The sequence below is a fragment of the Nocardia sp. 852002-51101_SCH5132738 genome (genome assembly GCF_001665695.1).
GTDB lineage: Bacteria > Actinomycetota > Actinomycetes > Mycobacteriales > Mycobacteriaceae > Nocardia > Nocardia nova.
This window is the reverse complement of the sequence record NZ_LZML01000124.1, coordinates 17,176-42,531: the sequence shown is the minus strand read 5'-3', so window position 1 is coordinate 42,531 and position 25,356 is coordinate 17,176. Positions and strand designations below refer to the sequence as shown.

The 25,356-nt window shown below is 64.6% G+C and carries 27 protein-coding genes; 22 read left to right on the top strand and 5 right to left on the bottom strand.

Annotated features, from left to right (window positions below; genetic code table 11):
* Window positions 1–19 precede the first annotated feature (19 nt).
* Window positions 20–1,225: an FAD-dependent monooxygenase gene (locus A5789_RS18370; protein WP_064902619.1), complete on the bottom strand. Its 1,206-nt coding sequence runs from the start codon at window positions 1,223–1,225 to the stop codon at window positions 20–22.
* Window positions 1,226–2,035: 810 nt separating this feature from the next.
* Between A5789_RS18370 and A5789_RS18365 the strand changes: the two genes are divergently transcribed.
* Together A5789_RS18365 and A5789_RS18360 are read left to right on the top strand one after the other, a co-directional pair.
* Window positions 2,036–3,166, top strand: coding sequence for a site-specific integrase (locus A5789_RS18365; protein ID WP_064903727.1), 1,131 nt, complete (start codon window positions 2,036–2,038; stop codon window positions 3,164–3,166).
* Window positions 3,167–3,220: 54 nt separating this feature from the next.
* A complete protein-coding gene (locus A5789_RS18360) occupies window positions 3,221–3,877 on the top strand; it encodes an HAD family hydrolase (protein ID WP_064903729.1) in 657 nt (218 codons plus the stop codon).
* Here A5789_RS18360 and A5789_RS18355 read toward each other — a convergent pair.
* Complete coding sequence (locus A5789_RS18355) at window positions 3,874–5,142, bottom strand: hypothetical protein (RefSeq protein ID WP_064922936.1); 1,269 nt, start codon at window positions 5,140–5,142, stop codon at window positions 3,874–3,876. The two genes, A5789_RS18360 and A5789_RS18355, sit on opposite strands and share 4 nt — an antisense overlap.
* Window positions 5,143–5,299: 157 nt before the next feature.
* Between A5789_RS18355 and A5789_RS18350 the strand changes: the two genes are divergently transcribed.
* The 18 genes from A5789_RS18350 to A5789_RS18270 all read left to right on the top strand — a co-directional run bounded on the left by A5789_RS18350 (window position 5,300) and on the right by A5789_RS18270 (window position 19,125).
* A complete protein-coding gene (locus A5789_RS18350) occupies window positions 5,300–5,548 on the top strand; it encodes a helix-turn-helix domain-containing protein (protein ID WP_064901153.1) in 249 nt (82 codons plus the stop codon).
* Window positions 5,545–5,718 carry a hypothetical protein gene (locus A5789_RS36670; RefSeq protein WP_156773018.1) on the top strand — a complete coding sequence of 58 codons (174 nt, stop codon included), beginning with the start codon at window positions 5,545–5,547 and terminating at the stop codon, window positions 5,716–5,718. The genes A5789_RS18350 and A5789_RS36670 overlap by 4 nt, the downstream gene beginning before the upstream one ends.
* Window positions 5,706–6,008: a hypothetical protein gene (locus A5789_RS18345; protein WP_064901156.1), complete on the top strand. Its 303-nt coding sequence runs from the start codon at window positions 5,706–5,708 to the stop codon at window positions 6,006–6,008. Before A5789_RS36670 ends, A5789_RS18345 begins: the two co-directional genes overlap by 13 nt.
* Entirely contained in the window at window positions 6,005–6,316 is a 312-nt protein-coding gene (locus A5789_RS18340) for a hypothetical protein (protein WP_064901158.1), read from the top strand. The genes A5789_RS18345 and A5789_RS18340 overlap by 4 nt, the downstream gene beginning before the upstream one ends.
* Entirely contained in the window at window positions 6,313–6,690 is a 378-nt protein-coding gene (locus A5789_RS18335) for a hypothetical protein (protein ID WP_064901161.1), read from the top strand. The genes A5789_RS18340 and A5789_RS18335 overlap by 4 nt, the downstream gene beginning before the upstream one ends.
* A complete protein-coding gene (locus A5789_RS18330) occupies window positions 6,687–7,769 on the top strand; it encodes a hypothetical protein (RefSeq protein ID WP_064927314.1) in 1,083 nt (360 codons plus the stop codon). Before A5789_RS18335 ends, A5789_RS18330 begins: the two co-directional genes overlap by 4 nt.
* Window positions 7,766–9,802, top strand: coding sequence for a hypothetical protein (locus A5789_RS18325; RefSeq protein ID WP_064927312.1), 2,037 nt, complete (start codon window positions 7,766–7,768; stop codon window positions 9,800–9,802). Before A5789_RS18330 ends, A5789_RS18325 begins: the two co-directional genes overlap by 4 nt.
* 39 nt (window positions 9,803–9,841) lie before the next feature.
* A complete protein-coding gene (locus A5789_RS18320) occupies window positions 9,842–10,462 on the top strand; it encodes a hypothetical protein (RefSeq protein WP_064927310.1) in 621 nt (206 codons plus the stop codon).
* Window positions 10,462–10,974, top strand: a complete 513-nt coding sequence (locus A5789_RS18315) for a hypothetical protein (protein ID WP_064927308.1) — start codon at window positions 10,462–10,464, stop codon at window positions 10,972–10,974. Before A5789_RS18320 ends, A5789_RS18315 begins: the two co-directional genes overlap by 1 nt.
* Window positions 10,975–11,023: 49 nt before the next feature.
* Window positions 11,024–11,413: a hypothetical protein gene (locus tag A5789_RS18310; protein ID WP_064902786.1), complete on the top strand. Its 390-nt coding sequence runs from the start codon at window positions 11,024–11,026 to the stop codon at window positions 11,411–11,413.
* Window positions 11,414–11,455: 42 nt separating this feature from the next.
* Window positions 11,456–13,000: a hypothetical protein gene (locus tag A5789_RS18305; RefSeq protein ID WP_156773017.1), complete on the top strand. Its 1,545-nt coding sequence runs from the start codon at window positions 11,456–11,458 to the stop codon at window positions 12,998–13,000.
* A 3-nt stretch (window positions 13,001–13,003) separates the two neighbouring features.
* Window positions 13,004–13,369, top strand: coding sequence for a hypothetical protein (locus tag A5789_RS18300; protein ID WP_064902992.1), 366 nt, complete (start codon window positions 13,004–13,006; stop codon window positions 13,367–13,369).
* A gap of 7 nt (window positions 13,370–13,376) precedes the next feature.
* Entirely contained in the window at window positions 13,377–14,387 is a 1,011-nt protein-coding gene (locus tag A5789_RS18295) for a toprim domain-containing protein (protein WP_064902990.1), read from the top strand.
* A 46-nt stretch (window positions 14,388–14,433) separates the two neighbouring features.
* Window positions 14,434–15,435, top strand: coding sequence for a sigma-70 family RNA polymerase sigma factor (locus A5789_RS37375; RefSeq protein WP_197516647.1), 1,002 nt, complete (start codon window positions 14,434–14,436; stop codon window positions 15,433–15,435).
* Between the two features lie 753 nt (window positions 15,436–16,188).
* On the top strand, window positions 16,189–16,869 hold the full coding sequence (locus A5789_RS18285) for a hypothetical protein (protein ID WP_064923029.1): 681 nt from the start codon (window positions 16,189–16,191) through the stop codon (window positions 16,867–16,869).
* A gap of 202 nt (window positions 16,870–17,071) precedes the next feature.
* Window positions 17,072–17,557 (top strand): phage N-6-adenine-methyltransferase, encoded by a 486-nt coding sequence (locus tag A5789_RS18280; protein WP_228792816.1) that lies wholly within the window; start codon window positions 17,072–17,074, stop codon window positions 17,555–17,557.
* 163 nt (window positions 17,558–17,720) lie between these two features.
* The gene (locus A5789_RS18275) at window positions 17,721–18,845 is read left to right on the top strand and encodes a hypothetical protein (protein WP_064923027.1); all 1,125 of its coding nucleotides are present in this window, start codon (window positions 17,721–17,723) and stop codon (window positions 18,843–18,845) included.
* 82 nt (window positions 18,846–18,927) lie between these two features.
* Entirely contained in the window at window positions 18,928–19,125 is a 198-nt protein-coding gene (locus A5789_RS18270; RefSeq protein WP_064907277.1) for a hypothetical protein, read from the top strand.
* Window positions 19,126–19,150: 25 nt separating this feature from the next.
* Here the strand turns inward: A5789_RS18270 and A5789_RS18265 are convergent, their stop codons facing one another.
* Both A5789_RS18265 and A5789_RS36665 read right to left on the bottom strand, forming a co-directional pair.
* A complete protein-coding gene (locus A5789_RS18265) occupies window positions 19,151–19,471 on the bottom strand; it encodes a hypothetical protein (RefSeq protein ID WP_227462905.1) in 321 nt (106 codons plus the stop codon).
* 141 nt (window positions 19,472–19,612) lie between these two features.
* Entirely contained in the window at window positions 19,613–21,406 is a 1,794-nt protein-coding gene (locus tag A5789_RS36665) for a pentapeptide repeat-containing protein (protein ID WP_155525706.1), read from the bottom strand.
* An 823-nt stretch (window positions 21,407–22,229) separates the two neighbouring features.
* Here A5789_RS36665 and A5789_RS18260 point away from each other — a divergent pair.
* Together A5789_RS18260 and A5789_RS18255 are read left to right on the top strand one after the other, a co-directional pair.
* A complete protein-coding gene (locus A5789_RS18260; RefSeq protein WP_064903727.1) occupies window positions 22,230–23,360 on the top strand; it encodes a site-specific integrase in 1,131 nt (376 codons plus the stop codon).
* Window positions 23,361–23,414: 54 nt separating this feature from the next.
* Window positions 23,415–24,071, top strand: coding sequence for an HAD family hydrolase (locus tag A5789_RS18255; protein WP_064903729.1), 657 nt, complete (start codon window positions 23,415–23,417; stop codon window positions 24,069–24,071).
* Here the strand turns inward: A5789_RS18255 and A5789_RS18250 are convergent.
* Window positions 24,068–25,336, bottom strand: coding sequence for a hypothetical protein (locus tag A5789_RS18250; RefSeq protein ID WP_064922936.1), 1,269 nt, complete (start codon window positions 25,334–25,336; stop codon window positions 24,068–24,070). The genes A5789_RS18255 and A5789_RS18250 overlap by 4 nt on opposite strands.
* Window positions 25,337–25,356: the final 20 nt, after the last annotated feature.

Below are 25,356 nucleotides of genomic sequence, written 5' to 3'. Positions count from 1 at the left end.
TAGATCAGCGCCGAACAGATCAGCGCCGCGGCATCGCGAGTTCGCCGCGCCGCGCCGCTCGCCACCACCGCTGCCCGGAATCGATACCCCTGCGCATTGTGCGCACGGCGGGAACCTGTGTGAGCAGGTGCATCTGGTATCGCCACGGCATTTGCAGCCCGTGCCGAACCGCCATCGCATAGGCGAACTGCACGGCGTTGCGGTCCAGATACCGGTCGGCGTGTTCGAACCAGGTCATGCTGGCACGGGCGGCGGCCTGGATCGGGCGCATCGCCGCGCGCCGCTGCGCATCGTAATTCTCCAGCGCATCGGCGATCTCGCCGTGTTCGTACAGGCTCTGGGCGAGCACGATGGCGTCGATGATCGCCAACCGGGTGCCCGAACCGATGGTGAAGTGCGTCGTGTGCGCCGCATCGCCGACCAGCACCACATTGTCGTGATACCAGGTTTTGTTGGTCACTTCGGGAAAGCAACTCCACCTTGCGAATTCGCCTCGTGTCTTGCTGATCAACGAGTGACCGTCGAGAACGCGCGCGAATATCTTTTCCAGAAGACGCACATTCGCGGCGCCGTCCAGGGAATCGAATCCCGATTCGCGCCACGTCCGCGGTTGGCATTCCACGATGCAGGTGCTGATCTTTCCGGCGATCGACGGGTAGGCGTGGAACCAGATCCAACCGGCCGGCGTGTGTTCGAAGGCGAAAGTGAATCGGTCGAAGACCTTGTCGGTGCCGAGCCAGATATATCGATTCTTGCCGAGGTTCACCGATGTTCCGAAGCGATGATCCTCCAGCTGCCGCACCCGGCTGTTCGCGCCGTCGGCGGCGATGACGAGATCGGCGTCGTCGAAGCCGGACAGATCGTGAATTTCCCGGCCGTGCTGGACATCGACGCCGAGGTCGGTGGCCCGCTGCGACAGCACATCGAGCAATGCCGCTCGCCCCATGCTGAATCCGTAGCCCGGGAAATATGCGGTCCCGTCGTCGCCGACGTGGATCGCCTGTTCTCGCCAGAGCACAGATCCGGCCCGCACCGTCTGTGCGCTGTCGGGGTCGTTCCGGTACAGGATGTCGAGCAGATCGTCCCAGTAGACGACGCCCCAGCCGTAGGTGGACCCGGGAGGATCTCGGTCGATCACCGTGACGGCATGGCCCGGGTCGCGCCGCTTCATCGAAATGGCGAAGTACAGTCCGGCGGGCCCGCCACCGACACATACGATTTTCATTCGGTCACCAGTTCCGGCCCGGTCGGTCTATTCCGGCATCTCATGATCGGTATCGGACGCGGCCGAGCCCGGCACGCTGTGCGTGTCCGGGCTCGGTCATCGGCACTAGAAGCTTCCCCAGCCGCCGCCGAATGGGTTCCACCAGCCGGGATTACCCCAACCGCCGTTACCCCAACCTCCGTTACCCCAGCCGCCGCCATTTCCCCACCCCCAACCGTTCCCGTGGCCCCAGCCATTGCCGTGGCCCCAGCCGTTGCCGTGGCCCCAACCGGGATTGTCGACGGATTGAGTTGCGGATGTCGACGTCGTTGCTTCGGTGGCGGATGCTTGTGTCGCGGCTGCGACGACCGGAGCCGCAGCGATTGCGGCCATTCCGGCTGCTGCTGCCAACCGGGCGAATTTCGAGTGTGAATTCCTTTTCTTGATCATGATGGACTCCAGATAGCTGTCCCGACCTGGTGGAATTCTACGCGTTTCCGCCGTGTATCAGAAAGTTGCCGAATCAACCCTTTTACAATGTCCGGCCGCCGCATTCGGCAGGGTTCGCGGGTCCGTAAATATTTCGGTTTCCAGGGCAGCGGCAGACCTGAACAGGATGAACCGATTTGTGCCCTCGGCAGGATTCGAACCTGCGACACGACACCGGGCCTTAGGGCCGCTCATCTGCGATAACTTCGCCGTAGGGCTATGTGGCACAACCAGAGTGCGTGGACAAACCTGCAGGTGAGTTGACATCGGAATACATTGATCTGGCACGTATCTGGCACGTATTCTTGGACATCTCGCACGACGGCAGGCGATGGAGGATCGATGAGTAATGCCAAGGGGACGAAGCGCGGGTTCGGGAACACCCGCAAGCTTCCTTCGGGCCGGTACCAAGCTCGCTACATCGGGCCAGATGGTAAGCCGCACAAAGCGATGCATACCTTCTCCGCGCATGACGATGCCGTCGCGTGGTTGGCGGCGGAGCGTAAGAAGATCGATCTGGGCGTGTGGACACCGCCCACCGATCGGGTTGAAACCCGAGCCGGGCAGACGAAGGCCGGCCCGGCGCTGCGGGAGTACGCGAATCGGTGGTTCGATGAGACCGAGGGGAGGCACAAGCCCAAGTACCGCACTCTGAACCGGGGATACCTCGACAGGCAGATCCTCCCGGAACTCGGCAACGTCGCTCTGTCAAAGCTGACGGCTCAAAAGGTCCGTGCCTGGTTCGCTGGTCTCGGGACCACATATCCGACGCGCAACGCGAATGCGTACAGCCTGTTGCGAACGATCCTCAACCAAGCGGTCGACGACGAACTGATATTGGTCAATCCGTGTCGTATCAAGGGCGGCGCGGTCAAGCATCGCGTACGCGAACCGCTTGCGCTGACAGCAGATGAGGTTCGGGCGCTGGCGGGAGAAATGCCGAAGCATTGGCAGGTATTCGTGCTCGTCGCTGGGTTCTCCGGTCTGCGCTGGGGCGAGTTGACGGCCCTTCGTCGGTCGGACATCGACCTCACCGGGGATGGCGTGGCAGTCACAGTGTCTCGGGCGGTGGTTCGGGTGAAGGGGGACTGGATTGTCAGCCGACCGAAGTCACGCGCTGCGCTGCGGACCGTCCCGCTGCCCGACCCTCTACGTCCAGCGCTCATCAACCACATGGCGGACTATTCGATTCCTGGACGGAGTGGGCTGGTCTTTCCGGCGCCGAACGGGAAGTTTCTACATCGGGACACCATACGTTCGGCTCTGATCAGAGCTGGGCAGTCGATCGGATACGACCGCGTTGTTCCGCACGACCTTCGGCACACGGCCGCAACGTTGTTTGCTCAGGCCGGCGCCAGTCTGGCGGATCACATGACCCTCATGGGGCATACCTCCGCTGCTATGTCCGCGCGATACACCCATTCGAATATCAGCCGGACGCGTGGCTTGATTCAGAGCACCTGGACCAGTTAGTCACGGTTGGAGACGGACGCCGGGTCGTCGGCAGGGGAGGGTACGGTAGTGCGCATGATTTCGGCTGTCGTGTTCGACGTTGGTGAAACGCTTGTCGACGAGACCCGTGAATACGGCACGTGGGCGGACTGGCTGGGGGTTCCTCGACATACCTTTGCGGCAGTGTTCGGCGCGACGATCGCCAGCGGCCAGGACTACCTGCAAACGTTCCAAGTGTTCAAACCCGGATTTGACCTTGCGGCAGAGCGGCAAGCGCGCGCCGACGCCGGCCAGCCCGAGGCGTACGGGGAGGAGGACCTGTACCCGGATGTTCGGCCGGCGTTGTCGAAGCTGCAGGACCTGGGTGTATGGGTCGGAATCGTTGGAAACCAGACCGTACGCTCCGGTCAGATCCTTCGAAGCCTCGATCTTCCGACCGACTTTATCGCCACATCCGACGACTGGGAAGTCCAGAAGCCAGCGCCTGAGTTTTTTGACAAGGTCGTGGAGGCGGCGCCTTGTGCCGCGGATCAGATCGTCTACGTCGGCGACCGAATCGACAATGATGTAACGCCTGCCAAGCGGGCCGGGATGCGAACCGCCTACATACAGCGAGGACCCTGGGGTTGGATACTCCGCGACAAAAAGGAAGTCGCGGACCTCTCCGACTGGCGGATCCGCGACCTCAACGAACTATCTGAAATTGTTGCGGCAGAGAACGTCTCAAGCTAGCCGATCAGAGAGTTGACCGTCGTATGCCAGTCGTACAGCCGGTCATCCAGTGCCCGTACGGCAGGCAGGGAATCCCACTCCCGTAGCGACTGGCGAACGGCCTTGACTCGATCCATTGCGGTCGCGTACCAGTTCCGGCCCAGGAGGTCGAGGGCGTCCTCAAGGTAGCTGCAGGCCGCCTCTGGATTGTGTTCGAGAACTGCCGCCGCGGCGATGTCCGCGAGATATACAGTCCGCTGTTTCACCGACTCTTCCGGAAGCTCGGCCAGCACCTGTTCAAGAGTCTCCCGCGCTTCACGTCCACGGCCGGCGATCATTAACGTGTTGCCCTTGAATCCTGCCAGCCGCGCGGAGGAGAACCAGTCCAGCCATGCAGGTGACGGGTTCACTTCGGTGTCGTGCTCATCGAGGGTCTGCTCAGCGTGGTGAATGAGATTCAGAGCCCGCCGCGTATCCCCGAATCGGGTCTCAACTTCTGCTTCGACTGCATCGAGCCAAGCCAGCATCTCGGCGCTGGCATCTCCCCGCCGCGCGAAAGCGCGAGCCGCGCGCAACTTGTCCCGTGCTTCCTCTGCTCGGCTTGGATCGCCCGAGAAGGCCGGGGCGAAGGCCATGTGCGCCAGCGTTGCGGCGCCGAGAAGCGGATCGTCGCCTTCGTGTGCGGCTTGAAGAGCCAGCACAAAGCTCGGCTGAGCCAGATCGGGTTGCTGTAGATCAAAGAACTCCAGGCGCCCGGCAAGGAGGGCGGATTCTGCGACGGCCCGTGCCAGCACTTCCTTCGCGGTCCCGTGAAGCTGTCGCAGGAGATCGGCGCCAAGGGCCGCGTGTTCGGCAACTGAACGGTGAAGTCGAGCCGCCGGGATGGACCAGTACAGGTGCCTGTGCGCGACTGTCACCGACATGAAGTCGTTCGCCACAGACGGCGGAAGGCTTGCTGCTGATCCGCCGAGGTGACGGGTTGCCCAGGTTTCAGACTTCGGGCCGGCAGTGCTTGAGCGCTCGCTGTCCGGAGTGTCAGACCAAGGCGGTGTGAAACCGAGTTCGGATAGGGGCCGCTTGAACAGGGCTTCCAGTGCGGCCGCGTGTTCAGGATGGGGCCAGGGGGGTTCGGCGGATTCCCAGCGGCGCACGGTGCGGGCGTTGATCGAGACTCGAAGCCCGACCGATCGTGCGGTCTCATTCAGTGCCTCTGCAAGCGCTGCTTGAGAACGGAACCCGAGTGCCTGCCGGGCTGCGCGGAGTGCGGCGTTTCCAGGAGCTGTCATGCCTCCATTCTAGTCCGCAGGTAGGCCGTTAACCACAGCGGGGGGCAAAAAACGGCCCATCAATGTCCTCTTGTATGGCCTTTTTTAGGGCGTTGACTGCATCCACTCTCAGATATGACCGGTTTTCAACCGATGTCCAACAGAGGGAGTGGAAGTCATGACAAGTTCGCGGACGCGCAAGGACGCGGAATCGCGCGATGTGGTGCTGATCAGGCTGTCGGAAGCGGCAGCACTGGTGGACGTGCACGTGAAGACGTTGCGCCGCTGGATATCTCAAGGAAAGTTGACCGGGTATCGGTTGGCGTCGAACCAGATCCGCATCGATCGGGTGGAGCTGTTGAACCTCGCGCGCCCGATGGCGACGGCCGAGCGGGTCGAGGGTTTGGCATCGCAGGCGGTGTCGTGATGACTCGGATGCCTCTGCTTCTAGCCGTCACGATGATCGGTCTGTATGCGCTGGTCACGTCCCCAGATTTGGTGATCGGGATTGTGATCGCGGCTGCGGTGTTCGTGTTCGGGCTGCGCTGGCTGGTGTCGACGATGTTCCGTCGTCCGCGGGGGATGTGGCGGCGATGAACAGTCTGGATTTCACCCGCCACCACACGGGGTTGGCGGCGTTCGGGCGGCCGGAGTTCGACGCGGCTGGGCTGGTGCAGGCGGGAATGTATGCGACCCCGCCGAAGTGGCGGCTGATCGCGTTGGCGGCGGCGGTGTGTTTCGGCGCCGGGATCGTGTTCGGGATCATGCTCGGCCAGGGCAGCCCGACTTATGCGCCGTCGCCGAATGTGTGTCGGGCGGACGAGGTTTCGCGGATCGATTGCGTTCACGTCGTCCCGACGACGGCGGAGTCGGGGGTGGCCCGGTGACCGGCGAGAACGATCGTCGCGCTGTGTTGGCGCGGGTGGCTGACGAGGCCGAGGTGCTGTTCGAGAAGTTGCGGTTCTACGAGGACTGCGTGATCAGCGCGCCGGCGGATCGCAGCTACGACTACGCGGTCTACATGACCGATCCGACGGCGAACGCGGACGAATTCGACCGCCAGTTCGACGAATACGTCGCCGGGATGGAAGACAGTCTGGCTCGGATCACCGAGGCGGTCGAGCGGTTCGTGGCCGCGAATCGCGCCGAGCTGATCGAGCTGGGCATCGACTACCTGCCCGGGGTCGCGCCATGAGTACCGCGTATTTGGACCCGGAGGGCAAGCGGTACGGGGTGCCGACGTGGCCGTGGCGGATGGCGCCGCAGCATCTGCGCACTTGGCGGCAGCTGGATGCCGAGGGCCGCCGCCCGACCAGCGAATGGCAGGCGCAGGTCCGCGGTCGCGGGCGTCGGCAGGCGTATCTCTACGACGCGCAGCGGACCCGGCCGAAGCAGGAACCGACCGAGGCGCAGCTGGAGTCGCTGCGGATCGCGCGGTGGGTGCGTTCGGCGCAGGCGTGCGAACGCCGCGGGATCGACGCGGAAGACATGCGCGAGCTGATCGAGGCGGCACGCGCCGATCTGGCCGCCCGCCGCGCTACCCGACCTGGAAGGGAGCGAACCCGATGAACCACAACACGAAGACCGACGCCGCGGATTTCGTGGCGTTGGAGCGCCGCTACCGCCCACAGATCGTCGCCGGTCTGCGAGCCGCCGGGCTGTCCTACGGCGAGATCCGCCGCACCCTCGGTATCCCGTTGCGGCAGGTCGAGAAGCAGTTGGGTGAGGCCGCGGCGTTGCGGGCGCAGGGCTACAGCGTGGCCGAGATCGCCGCGGAGCTGGGTGTGCCGGCGGGGTCGATGGGCCGGATCCTTCCGGGCCCGCGTCAGGACACCGCGACCGAGCGCCAGGCCGAGGTGTTGTCGGCGACCTCGCATATGCACGGGCTGCAGATCGATGTGCTGGCCGAGTTCTTGAACGTGCACGAGTCCAGTGCGTACGCGATCGGGCGGGTGTTGGTCGACAACGGGTGGGCGTCGCTGGCGAAGGTGCAGCGCGGGCGGGCGTGGCTGTATCCGAAACGCGATGTGGCAGCACGCTATTTGGGGTGGCGGCCCTCTGAGTGGGAACCGCCGCTGATGTTCGCCAACCACTATCGGGCGGTGGCGCAGGCCCGCATCATGCTGGTCGGCTCCGACCCGCAGGCGTGGGTGTCCGAGCGGGTGCTGCGTCACGAGGCCGGCAAGCGGCTGCGCGCCGAGGCCGAGGCCCGCAACCGCAAACCCGTGCTGGAGTTCAGCACCGGCCGCGAGCCGATGCCCAACCGCCCGCACGTGCACGACGGCTGGTTCTGCGGAGTCATCGACGGCACCTACGGCTGGTGGGCCCTGGAAGTCGAACTGACCGAAAAGGACCCCAAACACCTCGATTCCGCGCTGGCCGGTGCGTTCCGGTCCGCGCGCGACGCGCAGCCCCACCGGCTGGTGGGGGTGCTGTATCTGTGCCGCACCGAACGCGTCATTGCGGCGGTGACCGCGGCGAAGAAGCGACTGCCCCGCGAACTCGCCGACCTTCCCCTGTTGTTCGCCGTCGGCGACTTCGACGAGCAGTGGGAACAGCACACCGCCAAACGCCGCGCCATGCGCGCCGCGAAGGCCGCGAACCGCCACCGCGACAACCTCATTCGACTTTCCAAGGAAGCATCATGACCAGCGACTGCACCCCCTTGATCACCCCGGACGACTGCAAGGACGCCTACACCACCCCGGTTCCCGCGCCGATGTCACCGGCACCGGGCAGCAGCGCCCCGTTCGGCAACCTGCACCCCGAAGCCCCTCCCGGCACCCCCGCACCGGTCCGACACGTGACCGATCAGGTCGACCACCACATCACCGGCCTGCACATGCCCGACGTCTCAGCTGTCGAGCACGTGGTGGCGAATTCGCTGGTGGCCGGTGTGGTGGTGGTCGCGATGCTGATCCTGATCATCGGCGTCGCCTCCGCACTCCCGCTGGCGCCGCACCGCTTGCGGAACTTCGCGTTCGGATCGCTGGTGCTGCCGGTGTTGTCGGTCCTGGCCGGCGGTTCCTGGAGCACCCCGGCCTCTCTCTTGTGGTCGGGTGCGGGGCAGGTCGCGGCCGGTGACTTTTCGGGGTTGCGGCTGATGTTGTCGCTGGGGGTGCCGGTGGCGATGCTGGCCGCAACGTATTGGTGGGCCAGTTTCGTGCTCAAGACCAACACTGTCGGGTTGAAGTCGCTGGCGCGCACCGAACGCATGCAGGAAGCATTGACGGTCCGCCGGGCTCGTGCGGCGGTGCGCGCTGCGAAGCTCGGCGCCCCCTACAGTGCCGGCGCGAACATCGTGCTGGGCACCCTCGCCGACCGCACCGACATCAAAACCCCCGGGCTGATGCGGGAGCTGACTGCGCGGCATCAGCACTGGATGACGGTGCCGCACAAAGACATCAAGCGGCATCAGGCGATCATCGCGACCACCGGCGGCGGCAAAACCGAGCTGATCAAACGCCACGCCCTGGCGACGTTCGAGTACGAGTGGCGGGCCTGGTACCGGTGGAAAGACGTACCCAAGATGGCGGCCAAGCACCCCAAGCCGCAACTGGTACTGATCACCTGCAAGGGCGGCCAAGACGACCTCGAATTCGGGCGCGAAATCACCGCTCTGGCGACCGCGATGGGCGTTCCCGCCCACGAGATCGCGACCGTCGTCCCGGGCGGGGATCGCCTGCACATCTGGGATATGCCGGCGCGGGACCAGCGCGCGGTGCTCAGTGAGTTCCTGTCCTCGGGCCAGGCCAGCACCTCGGAGGGCCAGCACTTCGACGACATGCGCAAGCGCATCGTGTCCTTGGTGGTTGATGCCCCGATCGGGCCGCCTGGCAGCCACGTCGAGTTCCTGGAGCGGCTGAATGAGCACAAGCTGAAGGAGATTTGGTCGAACGCGCCGGATGTGGTGCGTCAGGTCAACGCGTTGCAGGCGGAGAAGGTCCCCCAGATCGACGATGCGCTGATCAAGTGCAGCAACCTGTTCGACCTGCTCAAAGACGATTCCGGCAATGTCGTGTTCGACGGCGGCCGCAACATCGACGAGCTGTCGGTGCTGTTCATGACCGTGCCCGGACTCGACAAGGACGCCGCCCGCTCCCAGGTCGCGGCCACCCTGCGCATGGTGATGCAGCGCGCCGGCCGCAAACGCAAAGACCAGCGACGCTCGGTCACCCTGTACCTCGACGAGGCCAGCGCCCTGACCACCAAACAGGGATCACTCGGGCTGGAAGAGATCGCCGAACGCGGCCGCTCCCAAGGCGTGGCGATGGTATTCGCCGGACAATCCCCCGAATCCCTCGCCGCCGATAAGTGGTCGCTGGATCGGCTGCTGAAAGCGTGCGCGGGCGGGGTGTTGATCGGGTACGGCGAGAACTTCGGTGAGCTATGCAAACACTTCGGATCCCGGCGGGTGATGCTGCCGTCTCGGCACCTGATCAAGGGCCAGCGCCACGGCGACGAAGGCCAGGTCTCCGTCGGTGAGAAGTGGCTGGTCGACCCCGACCGGGTCCGCCAGTTCGAGACCGGCGACTTCGTGTTCGCCAAGAAGGGCCGCGCCTTCTACGGCCGCATCGTCCCCCTCGACACCAAACGCCTCACACCGCTTCCCGGCACCGCCGCTGCGAAGAAGACCGCCACACAGCCCGGTATCGGCGGCACCGCCACCGCCGCCGCGTAACTCATCCATCTCTTTCGAATTCGATTGGAGCACAACGTCATGCGCATCATCCGAGACGACGACGGACACGACCACAACGACGACGACCGGCCCAAGCGGCTCGAAGACTTCGCCGCGGGCGTGCCCGCTGACGAGGTCGGCAACCTGATCGCCGACGAAGTCAGCGATTTCCTCGCCGCCGCCGTCCGCGCCACCGACCGCACGCCTGCCGCATCGGCCGAACCGACACTCGCACAGCACAAGCCGGACCTGCGACTGGTCCCGAGCGTCGTCGACGACGAGGAGCACGACACCGAGCACACCACCGAAGAAGCCGGCACCACCGGCTCCAGTGGCCGGGCCCGGTTGCTGACCTCGACCGCGGCCAGTTCCTCCCTTGTGGTCACCGCCGCCGCACTGGCCGGATGGGGACAGCCCGCCGTCGTCGCGGTCCCCGTAGCCGGGTACGGCATCGGGTGGCTGGCCTACCTGTGGTGGAACGCCGCCCTGCGGCCCCCGCTGCCCGTCGCGATCGCCACGATCGCCACCGCGCTCGCCCGCGGCAGCGCCGCGTTCGCCCGCACTCTGGTCGGCGCCGTCACATGGCTGACCAGCCGCGCCACCGCGGCCCGGTCCCGTCCCGACGACGCCGCCACCGCGACAGCGGAGGTGGCCCAGTGATGCCCGGCGACATCACCGGCCGGGCCGAGCCGACGGTGTCGGTCACCGATATCGAGTACTGGCTCGACGAGATGGCGACCCTGTTCTGCTCGCACGCAGCCCAATTCGCGTGCGAAGAACGCGCCAGCGCCCTCGGGCTCGTCGACGCCAACGACGCCGAGCACCACTGGCGGGACGGGCTGATCCGCGGCATGTGGTACCAGCTCGCCCAAGCGTTCGTGTGCTCCCCACTGCCGTGGGAATCCACCGGCGCGCGGCTGCTCGAGATCGACGCCACCGTGCCCGAGCAGTACCGGATGCTGCACATCGACCCCGACGCCGGCCACGAGTACGGCTTCACCGCCGACAACGCCGCCCGCTACCGCGCCTCGCTCGCGTTCACCACCGCCAGCCAGATCGTCGGCCACACCGCCGAACAGGCGCTCATCGACTGGCAGTTCAGCAAACAACTCCTCGGCCTCTCACCCGACGAGCCCTACCCCGACGACCCCCAATCCCTCGGCGCCGCATAACCCGCACGCCGAGCCCGCAAGAAATCCAGTGGAAGGAAGCCGAAAAGCCATGAACCACAACGACTACCGAGAAGACCGAATCCCGCCCGATCCGATCCGCACCGCCCCGGTCGATCTGCACGGCCGCCTGCACGATGTCGGCGACCGGATGAACGAGATCCGGCGCGAGCTCGCAGAGATTCGCCGCGAGTACCGGACGCTGCGCCGGCACCCCGATGCGTTGGAGGTCGACACCCTCGGCGCCGAGATCGATCCGGTCGAGGCGACGGACGCGGTCCTGGACGACCTCGACCGCGTCGACGAGCGGGTGCGCGTCGCCGAGCACGCGTTGGCCGAGACCCGCGGCCGGTACGCGTCCCGATTGAAGCTCACCGACCGCGCCGCCGACGAACTCGACCACCGCAACCGCCAGCGCGCGCCGATCGAACGCACCCGATAACCCGAACCCGAAACCGACTGTCACTGAGAGGAATTGACCGATATGTCAGACAACGAGATGGATCAGATCGGCCGCGAATCCTCGCGAGCACTGCGCGAGATTCTGAACGTCGCCCGCACCTGGATCGAGGCGCACCGCAACCGCAACCGCTACAGCGGGGTTCGCAAGCTGACCCGCCGCGAACGCCGGGATCTGGCCGAGGCGGTGCGTATCGAGGTCGGCGAGCGCCGCATCGCGGGCGCGTGGGCGGACCTGCGGGTCAGCGACTACCACCGCGAGGCCCGCGAGCTGGACTGGGCCCGCACCCACATGGATTTGTCCCGACCCGACAACCAGCAGTGGCTGGCCGAGCGGACCGATCGCCTCGATGCCATCCGGCACCGCATCGAGCACACCCTGCACACCACCGCTCTACCGCTGGAACAGCGCGGACAGGTGGTCCAGGCCCTTGATCAGATCGAACGCCGGCCCGCCGCGGTGCGGATCGAGCGACTGTTTACGCCGCTCGATGACCGGTCCGCGCTGGCCGCGCGTGAAGCCGCGGTGACCTCGGAGCGCCGCACCCAGCAGCGCCAAGCCGAGATCGAACGTGACCTGGCGGCCCAGCGTGAGCAGCAGCAGCGCACCGAGCAGGCGCGCCACCTCGATACCGAGGCGGCGCGGTTGCGGGCCCAGTTGGCCGGCGTCGAGGCCCGCCGCGGCGAACTCGGCACCGATGGTGCGGCGCCGTTCGTGGCATCGGTGGGCCCGGAGGAGTACTACGGCCGCGACCACGATCCCGCGTTGGCGTCGGTCCCGCACCAGAACCGGCCCCGCACAGCGAGTTTCGTTACACGCGAGCAGGCCCAGCAGTGGGTCGCCGACCGATTGAGCGAGTACGAGAACGGCAGCAGCCGCCGCGACGGCCAGTTCGTCGCGACGATGTGGGATTCGCGCAACCCCGGCCCGACCGGGCAGTCCGCGACCGGCCCGCTCGGCATGGTGCGCGACGAGGTCACCACCTGGGGATCGCAGCAGACCCAGCAGTGTCCGCCGGACCAGCCCACCGAAACCCGACCGACGCAGGCGCACCTGGTCGCAGCGCCGGAACCCGTTGCGCCGGAAGCGAAGCACCCCGACCGGCTGGCCGAGATCGAGCGCGAGGTGCGCGGGTTGCGTGAAGACCGTGACCAGCTTGCGCGGCGGGTGGAGATTCTGCAGCGCGGTGTCGACGCGGTCACCGCAGACCGTGACGACCACAAACGGAAGCTCGCGGCCGCGACAGCGCAGGTGGAGGCGTTGAAGAACACCAACCTGGCCCAGGCCCGTGAGCTGGAAGACCTGCGGCAGAACGGGTTGCGACTGGTAGAGGTCACGGTCGAGCGCGACAAGTACAGGACCGAACGCGACGAAGCGGTACAGAAACTCGCCCACGCCACACCACGCCAGGACCGCTACGGCTCCGAGGAACGCGTCGACATCGAGCAGACAGCCCGAGAGGACACCGCGCTCCGCGATGGGGTTCGGCAAATGGACAACGGCAGGCGATACGAGCCGATCCCTCGCCCAGCCCGCCCGCATCGCAACGGTATCGAGCGGAGCCGATAACCCATGCAACGCGAACACGAAGAAGCCATGCGCGCCGACTTCGCCACCTACACCGACCTGGAACGCAAGATGGCGCGGCCGCGGGTGACCAGCTACGAGATCCAGCTGTGCGACATGAAGCGCCACGCCCTGGCAGAGCGCTGGGAAACCGGGCCGCACGCCGATCACTGGGCCTTCCTCGAAGACGCCTACCACGATTGGCGCCGCAACCCCGAGACGATGGAGCGCTTCCGCGCCGACATCGCCCACAACCTGGAGCTGGACGGGCACGTCGGGCTCAGCGATGTGCAGCTGCGCAGCCTGGAACAGGCCCGCACCCTCACCCAGCAGCAGGTTCAGCGGGCCGAGCGACCGGTGCGGGAGCGGTGAGCCGGTCATGGACGAGCGCAGCGAGTGGGGCCGATCGTACGAGGTCGTCACCGACGCATTGAGCAGCCGGATGGGGCCGCCGAAGTTTCCGCGGGGCCCGATGCAGTGGACCAACTACCTGTGCCCTGTCCACGAGGCCGACGGCCACCATCACAACCCGTCGCTGGGAGTGCGGTACGACCCGCAGCAGGGCAAGACGATGGTGCGCTGCTGGGCCCGTTGCGATGACGAAGAAGTCCTGTCCCGCATTGGATTACGGGTGCGCGACCTGTGGGACCGCCTGCCCGAACGCGACCCGAACCGCCGCACCCAGCGGCGGCCGGGCCGCCCTACCCCGACCACGGCGCCGGCGCCGAAGTCGCGGGTGGACAAGGCCATCGACTACGCCCGGTTCGCGTTCCCTGCACGCAAGGAGATCGGGCAGCAGATCGCGGAGCCGGAGAACGTCGAAACCTATGTCTACCGGTGGCCCGACGGCCGGGTGGAGGGTGCGGTGACTCGTGTGCGGACCCCGCACGAGCACGGGGACGCGAAATCGTTTTGGCAGGCCCATTGGACCGGAACCGAGTGGGAACACACCGGATTCGCGCCTGTGCCGTTCCGGCTGCCCGACGTCGTCGAGGCCGTCAACGCCGGCCGCGAAATTTATGTGTGCGAGGGCGAGAAGGACGTGCAGCGCGCGTTCGAGGCCGGGCAGATCGCGACCTGCAACGCGATGGGCGCCGGGAAATGGACCCCCGACCATGCCAAATGGCTGCGCGGGGCGGGGCGGGTGATCGTGGTCGCCGACCGCGACCGCCCCGGATACCGCCACGCCAACACCGTCGCCGAGTCCCTGCACGGACGAGTCGGTGAGGTGCGGGTGATGCAGGCCGCGGCCGGCAAGGACCTGTCCGACCACCTCGATGCTTTCCACCGCATCGACGAACTCGAACCCGTCCCGTATCTGGATCGCCACTTTCGCCAACCACCACAACACGAACGGACACAGGCCCGGGGGCTGACGCGTAGCCGGTGACCCCGGTGCGCTGACCCAGCAAATCTCACGAGGAAGGAACACACCAATGTCCGGCACCGAATTCCGGTCCGGTGCGCAGGCGGTGCGCAGCGACGATGCTGCGCACCACCGCGCAACCGCCAGTGCGCAGACCGGTGCGCAATCCAATCATCAGCCGATGCGGGCGTGGCCGGTGCTGCTTTTGGCGTTGCCCGCGTTCGTCGCGATCTGGTCCGGCTGGGTCGGGCTCGGGCAGCTGACCGGGTTCGGTCCGGTTCATCCGCTGCCCGGTATCGCCGACTCGTTCACGATCAACACCGCGATCACGCTGCCGATCGGCATGGAAGCCTATGCCTCCTACGCGCTGTATGTGTGGCTGGGCAACCGCATCCGATCCGAGGGAACCCGCAGGTACGCCAAGTATTCCGCCTTCGGCAGTCTCATTCTGGGTGCGGTCGGTCAGATCGCCTACCACCTCATGCAAGCCGCGAAAATGCACTCGGCACCGTGGCCGGTCACCGTGCTGGTCGCCTGCCTGCCGGTCGGAGTCCTCGGCATGGGAGCAGCGCTTGCGCACATGATCCTGCGTGAGCACCACGACACCGACGACGTGCGCACCACCGATCCGGAATCCGCATTGCCGGTGCGGACCGGTTCGGAGCGGATCGACGCCGATCCGGAGCCGGTGCGCAGGGACGAGCCGGTACACAGGGTGTCGGTGCGGGAGGTGCGGACCGAAACCTATTCGCAGTCGACAGCACTCACCGCGCAACCGTCGCTGCCGGAGATCGAACCGGCCCAGCGCACCACGATCGAGCCGGAGGGTGCGCAGGATCGGTGGGCGCAGGTCGCCGAATCGGTGTGCGGTGCGGATCCGGCCGGCCGTCGCGATCCGGAGAAGGTCGCAACCATTCTGCGGCTGAAGTTCGAGCAGCAGTGGTCGCACTCGCGCATCGCCGAGCACGTCGAACTCAGCCCGTCCGCGGTGACGCGCACCGTGACCGCGGCCAAGGAACTGACCGCCAACGTCGGTCTGGTGGGAGGTGATGAGGAGACGCACCCCGAATGATTTTCCGAGCCCGCCGGGGCCCGTTCGGGAGCCGGTCGAGCACGGTAGCGAGCAACCACAGCAGTAGGCCCGCCCAGCATCGCTGGACGGGCCTACTGCTGTGTCGGGCAACGATTTTCAATGCGGAACCAATGCGGAATCAATTCGGAACGAATGCGGAATCAATGCGAATGGGATTCCGATTGGATTCCGATACAAGATCGCTGTGACCTGGGTGTTTGGTGTCGTCTCTCCTCCCGCCCGGCCGCCACTCTCTACCACCACTGAGAAGAGTGTGGTTGTAGAGAGTGGCGGCCGGGCGGGAGGAGAGCCAACACCAAACAGTTGGGAGACAAAGGGAACCAGAAGAAGGGGGAGAGGACCACAAGGGGAAGAGAGACCATAAAAGGGGGTTGGGTGGGTGCGTTGCGTTGGTAGAGCTGGGCGCGTGAGCATGTGCGACTCCTGCGGAGTCGTGTTCGCGCGCGGGACGCGCTCAGTGCGGTGGTCGAGTCATGTTGTGTGCGTGCCGGTTTCGATCGATGACCACAAAAGGAAGGTTCGGGCGGGGCGCGTTTGATGCATATGCGTCAAACTGGTGGTTGTTGCGGATGCATCAACGGGGTTTTGACGCGCATGCATCAAAGCTGCGGAATCGGCGGGAGTTGACGCGTAGGCATCAATTTCTGTTGTTGCATATGCGTCAAACCTGTTGCTGTGCACAGTTTTTCGGTAGAATTGATGCATATGCATCAAGCCCTTGGGGAGGGTTTCATGAGTTCCATTGCCAGTGATTTGGCGACCGCAATCGAATCGGTATGGGCCGACCTTCGCACCCGGCATCCGGACGTGCCCGACGTCGTCGTCACGATGGCGTCCGGATCGGCCGGCCGGCGCGGGTTGCGGCTCGGCGCGTTCGGCGCCGACCGATGGGAACACGGCCAGCAGGTGCTGCCCGAGTTGTTCGTCGGGGGCGAGGGACTCGCGTTCGGTGCCCGCGACGTACTGGCCACGCTGTTGCACGAGGCCGCCCACGGCGCGGCGCGCACGCGTGGAATCTCCGAGACCAGCCGCGGCGGTGCCTACCACAACGGGAAGTTCCGCGACCTCGCCAACGAATTCGGCTTGCACGTCGAGCGCGACCCGCGCATCGGATGGTCGACCACCACGCTGCCCGAGCCCACCGCCGAGCAGTACGCCGACGAGATCGCCACCTTGACCGCGGCGATCGTTGCGCACCGTCGGTCCGAACACGACCTCGCCGCGAAGGACGGGGACGGCGAAGACGGCGACGGGAAGGGGAAGGCGCCGCGCAGTGGTAGCGCGTTGGTGTGCAGTTGCGACCCGGTACGTCGTGTACGGGCCCACAAGAAGACGATCGACGCCGGTCCGATCCTGTGCGGCATCTGCAGCCAGCCCTTCACCGTGCCGGTGGCAGAGGGCGGCGATGCGTAGCGCACAAGTGCAAGCGCGTTACGAAACCCGTTACGAAGAGGAGGATGCGGTGGACCGTTGCGGGATGTGCGGCAGTGGAATCGAGTCGCCGGAGAATGGTCGGCCGCGCCGGTTCTGTTCGAATGCGTGCCGGCAGCGGGCGTATCGGCGGCGGCAGCGGCGGCCCCGTTCGCGTGGGATGGGTGGGCATCAGTCGGCCCGGATGGTCACCGACGTGTGGCTGACTCCGCCGGAGATCCTGGCCGCGCTCGGTCCGTTCGATCTGGATCCGTGTGCTGCACCGGACAGTCCGGCGCAGCCGCGTCCGTGGGCGACTGCTGCCCGCCACATCTGCCTGCCCGAGGACGGCCTGGCTGCAGATTGGGCGGGACGGGTCTGGCTGAATCCGCCCTACAGCCGTGAAGCGGTGAAATGGATTGCCCGACTGGCTGATCACGGCACTGGCACCGCCTTGGTCTTCGCGCGCACCGAGACGAGTTGGTTTGTCGAGCATGTCTGGAAACGCGCGTCGCTGCTGCTGTTCCTCGACGGCCGAATCCACTTCCACCGCCCCGACGGCACCCGTGCGAGTGAGAACGCCGGCGCACCGTCGGTTCTGGCCGCCTACGGTCCCGAAGATGCCCAACGCCTGCACACGTGTGGCCTCGAAGGGACGCTGACTGAACCGTCCCGGATCCGTCTGGCCTGAACAGAGTTCCTTGTCAACAACTGGTGCCCTTCCGCTGCCTGTAGCGATCGGACCGGCGGTGTTTGTCGGTGCCTCGAGTTACCTTCGGATACAACGTGTTTCGGTAGGCCGCAGGGGGTCGAGCATGGTGGCGTCACGCGGACGGGTGTGCCCGGGGAGTGAAATGACCGCGGCGTTGGGCCCCTACGGCGTACTCGTCGACGTCCACGACGACGGCGTGTTCGACGACTGGGAAGCCAAGCAGGGACTTCGCTGCCTGCTCTGCGGCAACAAGGTGGAGCCATACCACTCGCGAGTCGGGAATCCCTTCCTTCGGCACGGCAAACGGACGCCGGCCGGTCAGATCCCGATCGGAGGGAAGGGGTCGGAAACCTTCGACCATGCCCTGCTCAAGTACTGGACCCGCGACCGGCTCGAGCACTACGGGCTGTCCGACGCCACGGTAGAGCCCCACATCGGTGACCAGTTTCCCGATGTCTACGGAACCAAAAACGGAATCGCCTACGCCGTCGAGGTGCAATGGAGCCACCTCGACCTAGACACCGCACGTGCGCGCACCGAAGGACTGCGCGCGGCCGGATGCGACCGCGTCGTCTGGCTGACCCGCCACTGCAACTGGGTCGAGAAGCTACCCGCCGCCGGCGTCAGCGACTTCCGCCCCGCCATCCGCGGCGGGTACGAACTCCACACCGGAGTCCTCCGCCACCAACCCGCGCGGCGAGGGCCGGGGACACGGATGGTCGTGGCCCGCTGGCCGCTCGACCGGTTTTTACTGGACTGGACCAGCAGCAGCACCGACGAACTCGCGTGGGCATACAGCACCGCCACAACCGCAGGATGGGCCACCGTGACCGACTGGGAACAACACACCAAAGACCAAGCACACGAAATCGCCACCAAGAAGCGGCAACTCGCCGACGCCCTCGCCGAACGCGACCAACTCCGAACGGACCTCCGCGCCGCACGCGCCACCGCGAACAGTCATGCCGAGAAGATCGACGAACAGGCGCAGACGATCACTGACCAAGTCAGAACCCTCGGCGACCGGGACAGCACGATAGCTGACCAGAAGAAGGCGATCGGACGCGCCGCCGCCGAGAACGACCGGCTCACTTCCGCGGCCAAGAAGCTGCTGGCGATGAATTCCCAGGCTGAAGAGGGCCGAAAGAAGTCGGCCGCCGAGATCGAACAACTCAAGCGCACAGCCGCGAGGCTGACGAACACCTGCATCGTGTTTGCCGTGTTGTGCCTCGTCCTGGCAATCGGCTGGGTCATTTGGCTGGCCTGAACGCGGATTGATTCGTATGCATCAACACGACAGTCGGCCGGCGCACCCGAGTCGGCACGGCTGATCCACCGAGGAGGAACGTATGCAGCGCAACATCTATGGGGCCGATTGCGTCGACTGCCAGCGGTTCGTGGGAGCGAAGCAGGGGTTTATCTACAGCCCGGGGAGCGCCAACATCGTGGTGTGCGAAGAGTGCGTGTACGCAGGCTACGGCATCCATAAGGGCTGGCTGATCGAACTGGAGCTCACACGCCCAGAGGCTGAGCCTCCTGTCGGCTAGGACGTGCCTGCAGTTCCGGCCGAACTCACCTCGCCGGCGATATGGCGGAGGCTGGGCACCACTGCATCACGGGTAGCTTCCCGCGGCCGTTGCCAGTCCACAGGACCATCTCGACGAGCCCAAGCCAAGTACCGTCGGCAACGCGAGCCCAGGCCTGCAGGAGTCCTGGTACATCGTCTGTCAGTTTCAGGCCGCCGGCCTTGATCTTCATCGCGATCTTGTTGCGTCCGAATCCTTTGAGCGCATCGGTGGGCATTGCCTTACCCAGGTTGACGACGACGGGTCTCGGCGGCGCAACAGTACGGCGGAGCGAGGGGCTGAACTCGTCCGGCCAATCATCGAACATAGGTTCGAATCGTAGTCGGCTTGTCGCGCGAGTTCGGCTGCAACCTCGATGCGGGCAGCCAAGGTGGGGCTGCTGTGGTGGATGCCGATCACCGGACTGGTTTCCGTGGCCGGCGCCTGGGTCAGTTTCGTGCCGCCGCACTTAGCGTTTGATCCTCGCTCGCAAGGCCACCACGGCCAATGCCAGTAATCCTGGGCAAACGAGGTGCAGAGCCCATGCGAGCCAGGTTCCTCCGTGGCTGGTAGCGATCGCGGTAGGTGGACGCCAGAGCAAAGAAATACTCTGCTGTGCTGCGAATTCCAGTGCCTCAGGGAAGGGAACCGGTGACTTCGACGGTTTGCTGTACACGAGAGTGCCGTTGTCGAAGTTCAACGCGGTGATTCGGCCGGGTGTGACGACTTGCGCAAAGGCTGGCTGATGATAGAGAACTCCAGCGAGTACCAGGGTAGCGACCAAAATCAGCAGTGCTCTCGATGCCCGCAACCCGTAGCCGGAAATAGCCCAGTACGCGTTCAGGAGCCATCGGTCGAACGACCTTGGCGCTGCTGCGTGACGTCGCATCTCCATCTCGCCGTAATAGAAGTCGGCCGCACCGGGCTCGTTCTTCGTGTCCTCGAACGACTTGCGTAGAGAACGGTAGATGGCCGCTATCTCTCCCGGTGAGGGCACGTCAAACGGCGGGCCGGTGTTTGTTCGGCGGGATTCGCGCCAGAGGTCTTCTTCCGCGATTGTGTCCCGGCGTGTCCGCAGAAGTCTGCGAGGTCGGTGAAATGTACACTCGTGCCCGATCCTGATCTGCTCGAGGTTGTGGGCGTCAGCAAAGCGGCAGTTTCCCAGCGAAACCTTGGTGAGCGCCAGCTTCGCAACGGATGCGCGGCGAAGTGAGCGTAGTTCGCAACCGGGAATCTGCCGCACTGTATTTACAATTTGTTCCGTGAAGGCATTGGACCGATTGATGGCATACTCGCGAATGTCTTTTGCGAGCGGGAAACTATCCAGGGTGTCTAGGGGGATCGGGAAGGCGACGCGGTCGCTCTCGTCTAACTGGTAGCTGGTGACTATGCTGGGTCCTTGAAAGTCTGCTTCCGTCAGGTCCAGCGTCTCGGAGCGTACGGAAAGCTGTGTGCCTTCTATAGATCGCAACCGGCGTGCTGTGACGGTTTTCGCCATGACTGTTAGATGCCCACGTTTGCGAAACGTCGTATCGGACAGGTCGATATTATTTCCAGTCCATAGACCGGGGTTTGGATCATCGAACTGCGCGCCGTTGAAATTCCACGTCTGCGCTACCGCATCAGTGAAGCGTGCTTCGCCCGAGAAATGGGTTCCCGTGAATGTGGCATCGTTAAGAAAACGAGAGCCGCTGAAGTCAACGTCGTGAAACTGACCTTCCGTAAAAGTGGCCCTTCCAGTGACGATCATGTGATCAAACCAGGCTTTTGCCAAGAGTTCGGTATTATCGAACATCGCCGATCCCCAAATTGAGTCACGAAACCACACCGGCCTTAGGGTGGTGCACCCTGTAAATGCAAACGCATCGACGGTGGACGCGACGAGTCCGACGTGCGCCGAAAAGACGCAATTAATAAATGTGAGGGAACCGGCTTTCATCCCGTCGGCGTGGACTTCTCCGCGGATGAAACACTTCTCAAGGTACAGGATGTGAATTTGCTGACCCGTCAAGAATAGGGCTCCATCGATGATAGCCCCTGAGACATGCACCGAGGTGTTTTGATTTCGATCGAGTAGCTTCTTCAGGAAAGAGGCGCGGATTACGTGATCGTCACTCCATTTCTGCATATCCTCAAGAGTGAGTTTGCGATCAGGCTCCTGGTTGGTATCGGACGATACCAACCGGCACATGATTCCCTGGTTTACTGCGGCGGCCAGCTTCGTTTCCGCTGGGAGCAACTTGGAGTCGGTATCCTCTGTCATTAAAGCTTTCGACCTTAATTCACTTACTTGTGCGTTCAAAAGCGGCCCGGTCTACACGGCGCGTATCTCACCGCCGCTTGGCCAGACTTCGTCAAATGGCAATCTGCTGCGAGAAGGTTTGGAAACGTCGCTGATCCGAAATCGGGTTGATCAGTACCCCTGCGAGCCGCTTTCGAGATCGCTGATCGCTCCCATCGTCGAAACGCACGGCCAGGCTTCACCACACCGTGGACACGGTGAACCGGTAACGCCTTCGTGGTCGAGGAGGCGCTGGTGGGTGTGACGCCACCACGCCGCCTTATCGCCGCGGTTTGATGGGTCGCTGGCCAAGTCTGCGGACCTCCGCAAGGCCCACCGGTACTTCGTCACCTCATCCACCGGCGAATGTTAACCCTTAAGGTGGCACCTTCCGGAGAATGCCGGGCGTGTCCCCGTTGGTGAGGCGCGCTGAATCGGACACAGAACGCGATGTCGGATGCCCGACACGAAAGTGACGACGCACGGCCTGGCGTGTGCTCCCCGTTGCTCCGAAAAGGTCACATTTGAGCCTGTCAGCCTTCAGCATCTGGCATGCATTTGGCACGCGGCGTGCGAATCTGCCTGAAAACGCAGGTCAAGCTGTGCCCTCGGCAGGATTCGAACCTGCGACACGACACCGGGCCTTAGGGCCGCTCATCTGCGATAACTTCGCCGTAGGGCTATGTGGCACAACCAGAGTGCGTGGACAAACCTGCAGGTGAGTTGACATCGGAATACATTGATCTGGCACGTATCTGGCACGTATTCTTGGACATCTCGCACGACGGCAGGCGATGGAGGATCGATGAGTAATGCCAAGGGGACGAAGCGCGGGTTCGGGAACACCCGCAAGCTTCCTTCGGGCCGGTACCAAGCTCGCTACATCGGGCCAGATGGTAAGCCGCACAAAGCGATGCATACCTTCTCCGCGCATGACGATGCCGTCGCGTGGTTGGCGGCGGAGCGTAAGAAGATCGATCTGGGCGTGTGGACACCGCCCACCGATCGGGTTGAAACCCGAGCCGGGCAGACGAAGGCCGGCCCGGCGCTGCGGGAGTACGCGAATCGGTGGTTCGATGAGACCGAGGGGAGGCACAAGCCCAAGTACCGCACTCTGAACCGGGGATACCTCGACAGGCAGATCCTCCCGGAACTCGGCAACGTCGCTCTGTCAAAGCTGACGGCTCAAAAGGTCCGTGCCTGGTTCGCTGGTCTCGGGACCACATATCCGACGCGCAACGCGAATGCGTACAGCCTGTTGCGAACGATCCTCAACCAAGCGGTCGACGACGAACTGATATTGGTCAATCCGTGTCGTATCAAGGGCGGCGCGGTCAAGCATCGCGTACGCGAACCGCTTGCGCTGACAGCAGATGAGGTTCGGGCGCTGGCGGGAGAAATGCCGAAGCATTGGCAGGTATTCGTGCTCGTCGCTGGGTTCTCCGGTCTGCGCTGGGGCGAGTTGACGGCCCTTCGTCGGTCGGACATCGACCTCACCGGGGATGGCGTGGCAGTCACAGTGTCTCGGGCGGTGGTTCGGGTGAAGGGGGACTGGATTGTCAGCCGACCGAAGTCACGCGCTGCGCTGCGGACCGTCCCGCTGCCCGACCCTCTACGTCCAGCGCTCATCAACCACATGGCGGACTATTCGATTCCTGGACGGAGTGGGCTGGTCTTTCCGGCGCCGAACGGGAAGTTTCTACATCGGGACACCATACGTTCGGCTCTGATCAGAGCTGGGCAGTCGATCGGATACGACCGCGTTGTTCCGCACGACCTTCGGCACACGGCCGCAACGTTGTTTGCTCAGGCCGGCGCCAGTCTGGCGGATCACATGACCCTCATGGGGCATACCTCCGCTGCTATGTCCGCGCGATACACCCATTCGAATATCAGCCGGACGCGTGGCTTGATTCAGAGCACCTGGACCAGTTAGTCACGGTTGGAGACGGACGCCGGGTCGTCGGCAGGGGAGGGTACGGTAGTGCGCATGATTTCGGCTGTCGTGTTCGACGTTGGTGAAACGCTTGTCGACGAGACCCGTGAATACGGCACGTGGGCGGACTGGCTGGGGGTTCCTCGACATACCTTTGCGGCAGTGTTCGGCGCGACGATCGCCAGCGGCCAGGACTACCTGCAAACGTTCCAAGTGTTCAAACCCGGATTTGACCTTGCGGCAGAGCGGCAAGCGCGCGCCGACGCCGGCCAGCCCGAGGCGTACGGGGAGGAGGACCTGTACCCGGATGTTCGGCCGGCGTTGTCGAAGCTGCAGGACCTGGGTGTATGGGTCGGAATCGTTGGAAACCAGACCGTACGCTCCGGTCAGATCCTTCGAAGCCTCGATCTTCCGACCGACTTTATCGCCACATCCGACGACTGGGAAGTCCAGAAGCCAGCGCCTGAGTTTTTTGACAAGGTCGTGGAGGCGGCGCCTTGTGCCGCGGATCAGATCGTCTACGTCGGCGACCGAATCGACAATGATGTAACGCCTGCCAAGCGGGCCGGGATGCGAACCGCCTACATACAGCGAGGACCCTGGGGTTGGATACTCCGCGACAAAAAGGAAGTCGCGGACCTCTCCGACTGGCGGATCCGCGACCTCAACGAACTATCTGAAATTGTTGCGGCAGAGAACGTCTCAAGCTAGCCGATCAGAGAGTTGACCGTCGTATGCCAGTCGTACAGCCGGTCATCCAGTGCCCGTACGGCAGGCAGGGAATCCCACTCCCGTAGCGACTGGCGAACGGCCTTGACTCGATCCATTGCGGTCGCGTACCAGTTCCGGCCCAGGAGGTCGAGGGCGTCCTCAAGGTAGCTGCAGGCCGCCTCTGGATTGTGTTCGAGAACTGCCGCCGCGGCGATGTCCGCGAGATATACAGTCCGCTGTTTCACCGACTCTTCCGGAAGCTCGGCCAGCACCTGTTCAAGAGTCTCCCGCGCTTCACGTCCACGGCCGGCGATCATTAACGTGTTGCCCTTGAATCCTGCCAGCCGCGCGGAGGAGAACCAGTCCAGCCATGCAGGTGACGGGTTCACTTCGGTGTCGTGCTCATCGAGGGTCTGCTCAGCGTGGTGAATGAGATTCAGAGCCCGCCGCGTATCCCCGAATCGGGTCTCAACTTCTGCTTCGACTGCATCGAGCCAAGCCAGCATCTCGGCGCTGGCATCTCCCCGCCGCGCGAAAGCGCGAGCCGCGCGCAACTTGTCCCGTGCTTCCTCTGCTCGGCTTGGATCGCCCGAGAAGGCCGGGGCGAAGGCCATGTGCGCCAGCGTTGCGGCGCCGAGAAGCGGATCGTCGCCTTCGTGTGCGGCTTGAAGAGCCAGCACAAAGCTCGGCTGAGCCAGATCGGGTTGCTGTAGATCAAAGAACTCCAGGCGCCCGGCAAGGAGGGCGGATTCTGCGACGGCCCGTGCCAGCACTTCCTTCGCGGTCCCGTGAAGCTGTCGCAGGAGATCGGCGCCAAGGGCCGCGTGTTCGGCAACTGAACGGTGAAGTCGAGCCGCCGGGATGGACCAGTACAGGTGCCTGTGCGCGACTGTCACCGACATGAAGTCGTTCGCCACAGACGGCGGAAGGCTTGCTGCTGATCCGCCGAGGTGACGGGTTGCCCAGGTTTCAGACTTCGGGCCGGCAGTGCTTGAGCGCTCGCTGTCCGGAGTGTCAGACCAAGGCGGTGTGAAACCGAGTTCGGATAGGGGCCGCTTGAACAGGGCTTCCAGTGCGGCCGCGTGTTCAGGATGGGGCCAGGGGGGTTCGGCGGATTCCCAGCGGCGCACGGTGCGGGCGTTGATCGAGACTCGAAGCCCGACCGATCGTGCGGTCTCATTCAGTGCCTCTGCAAGCGCTGCTTGAGAACGGAACCCGAGTGCCTGCCGGGCTGCGCGGAGTGCGGCGTTTCCAGGAGCTGTCATGCCTCCATTCTAGTCCGCAG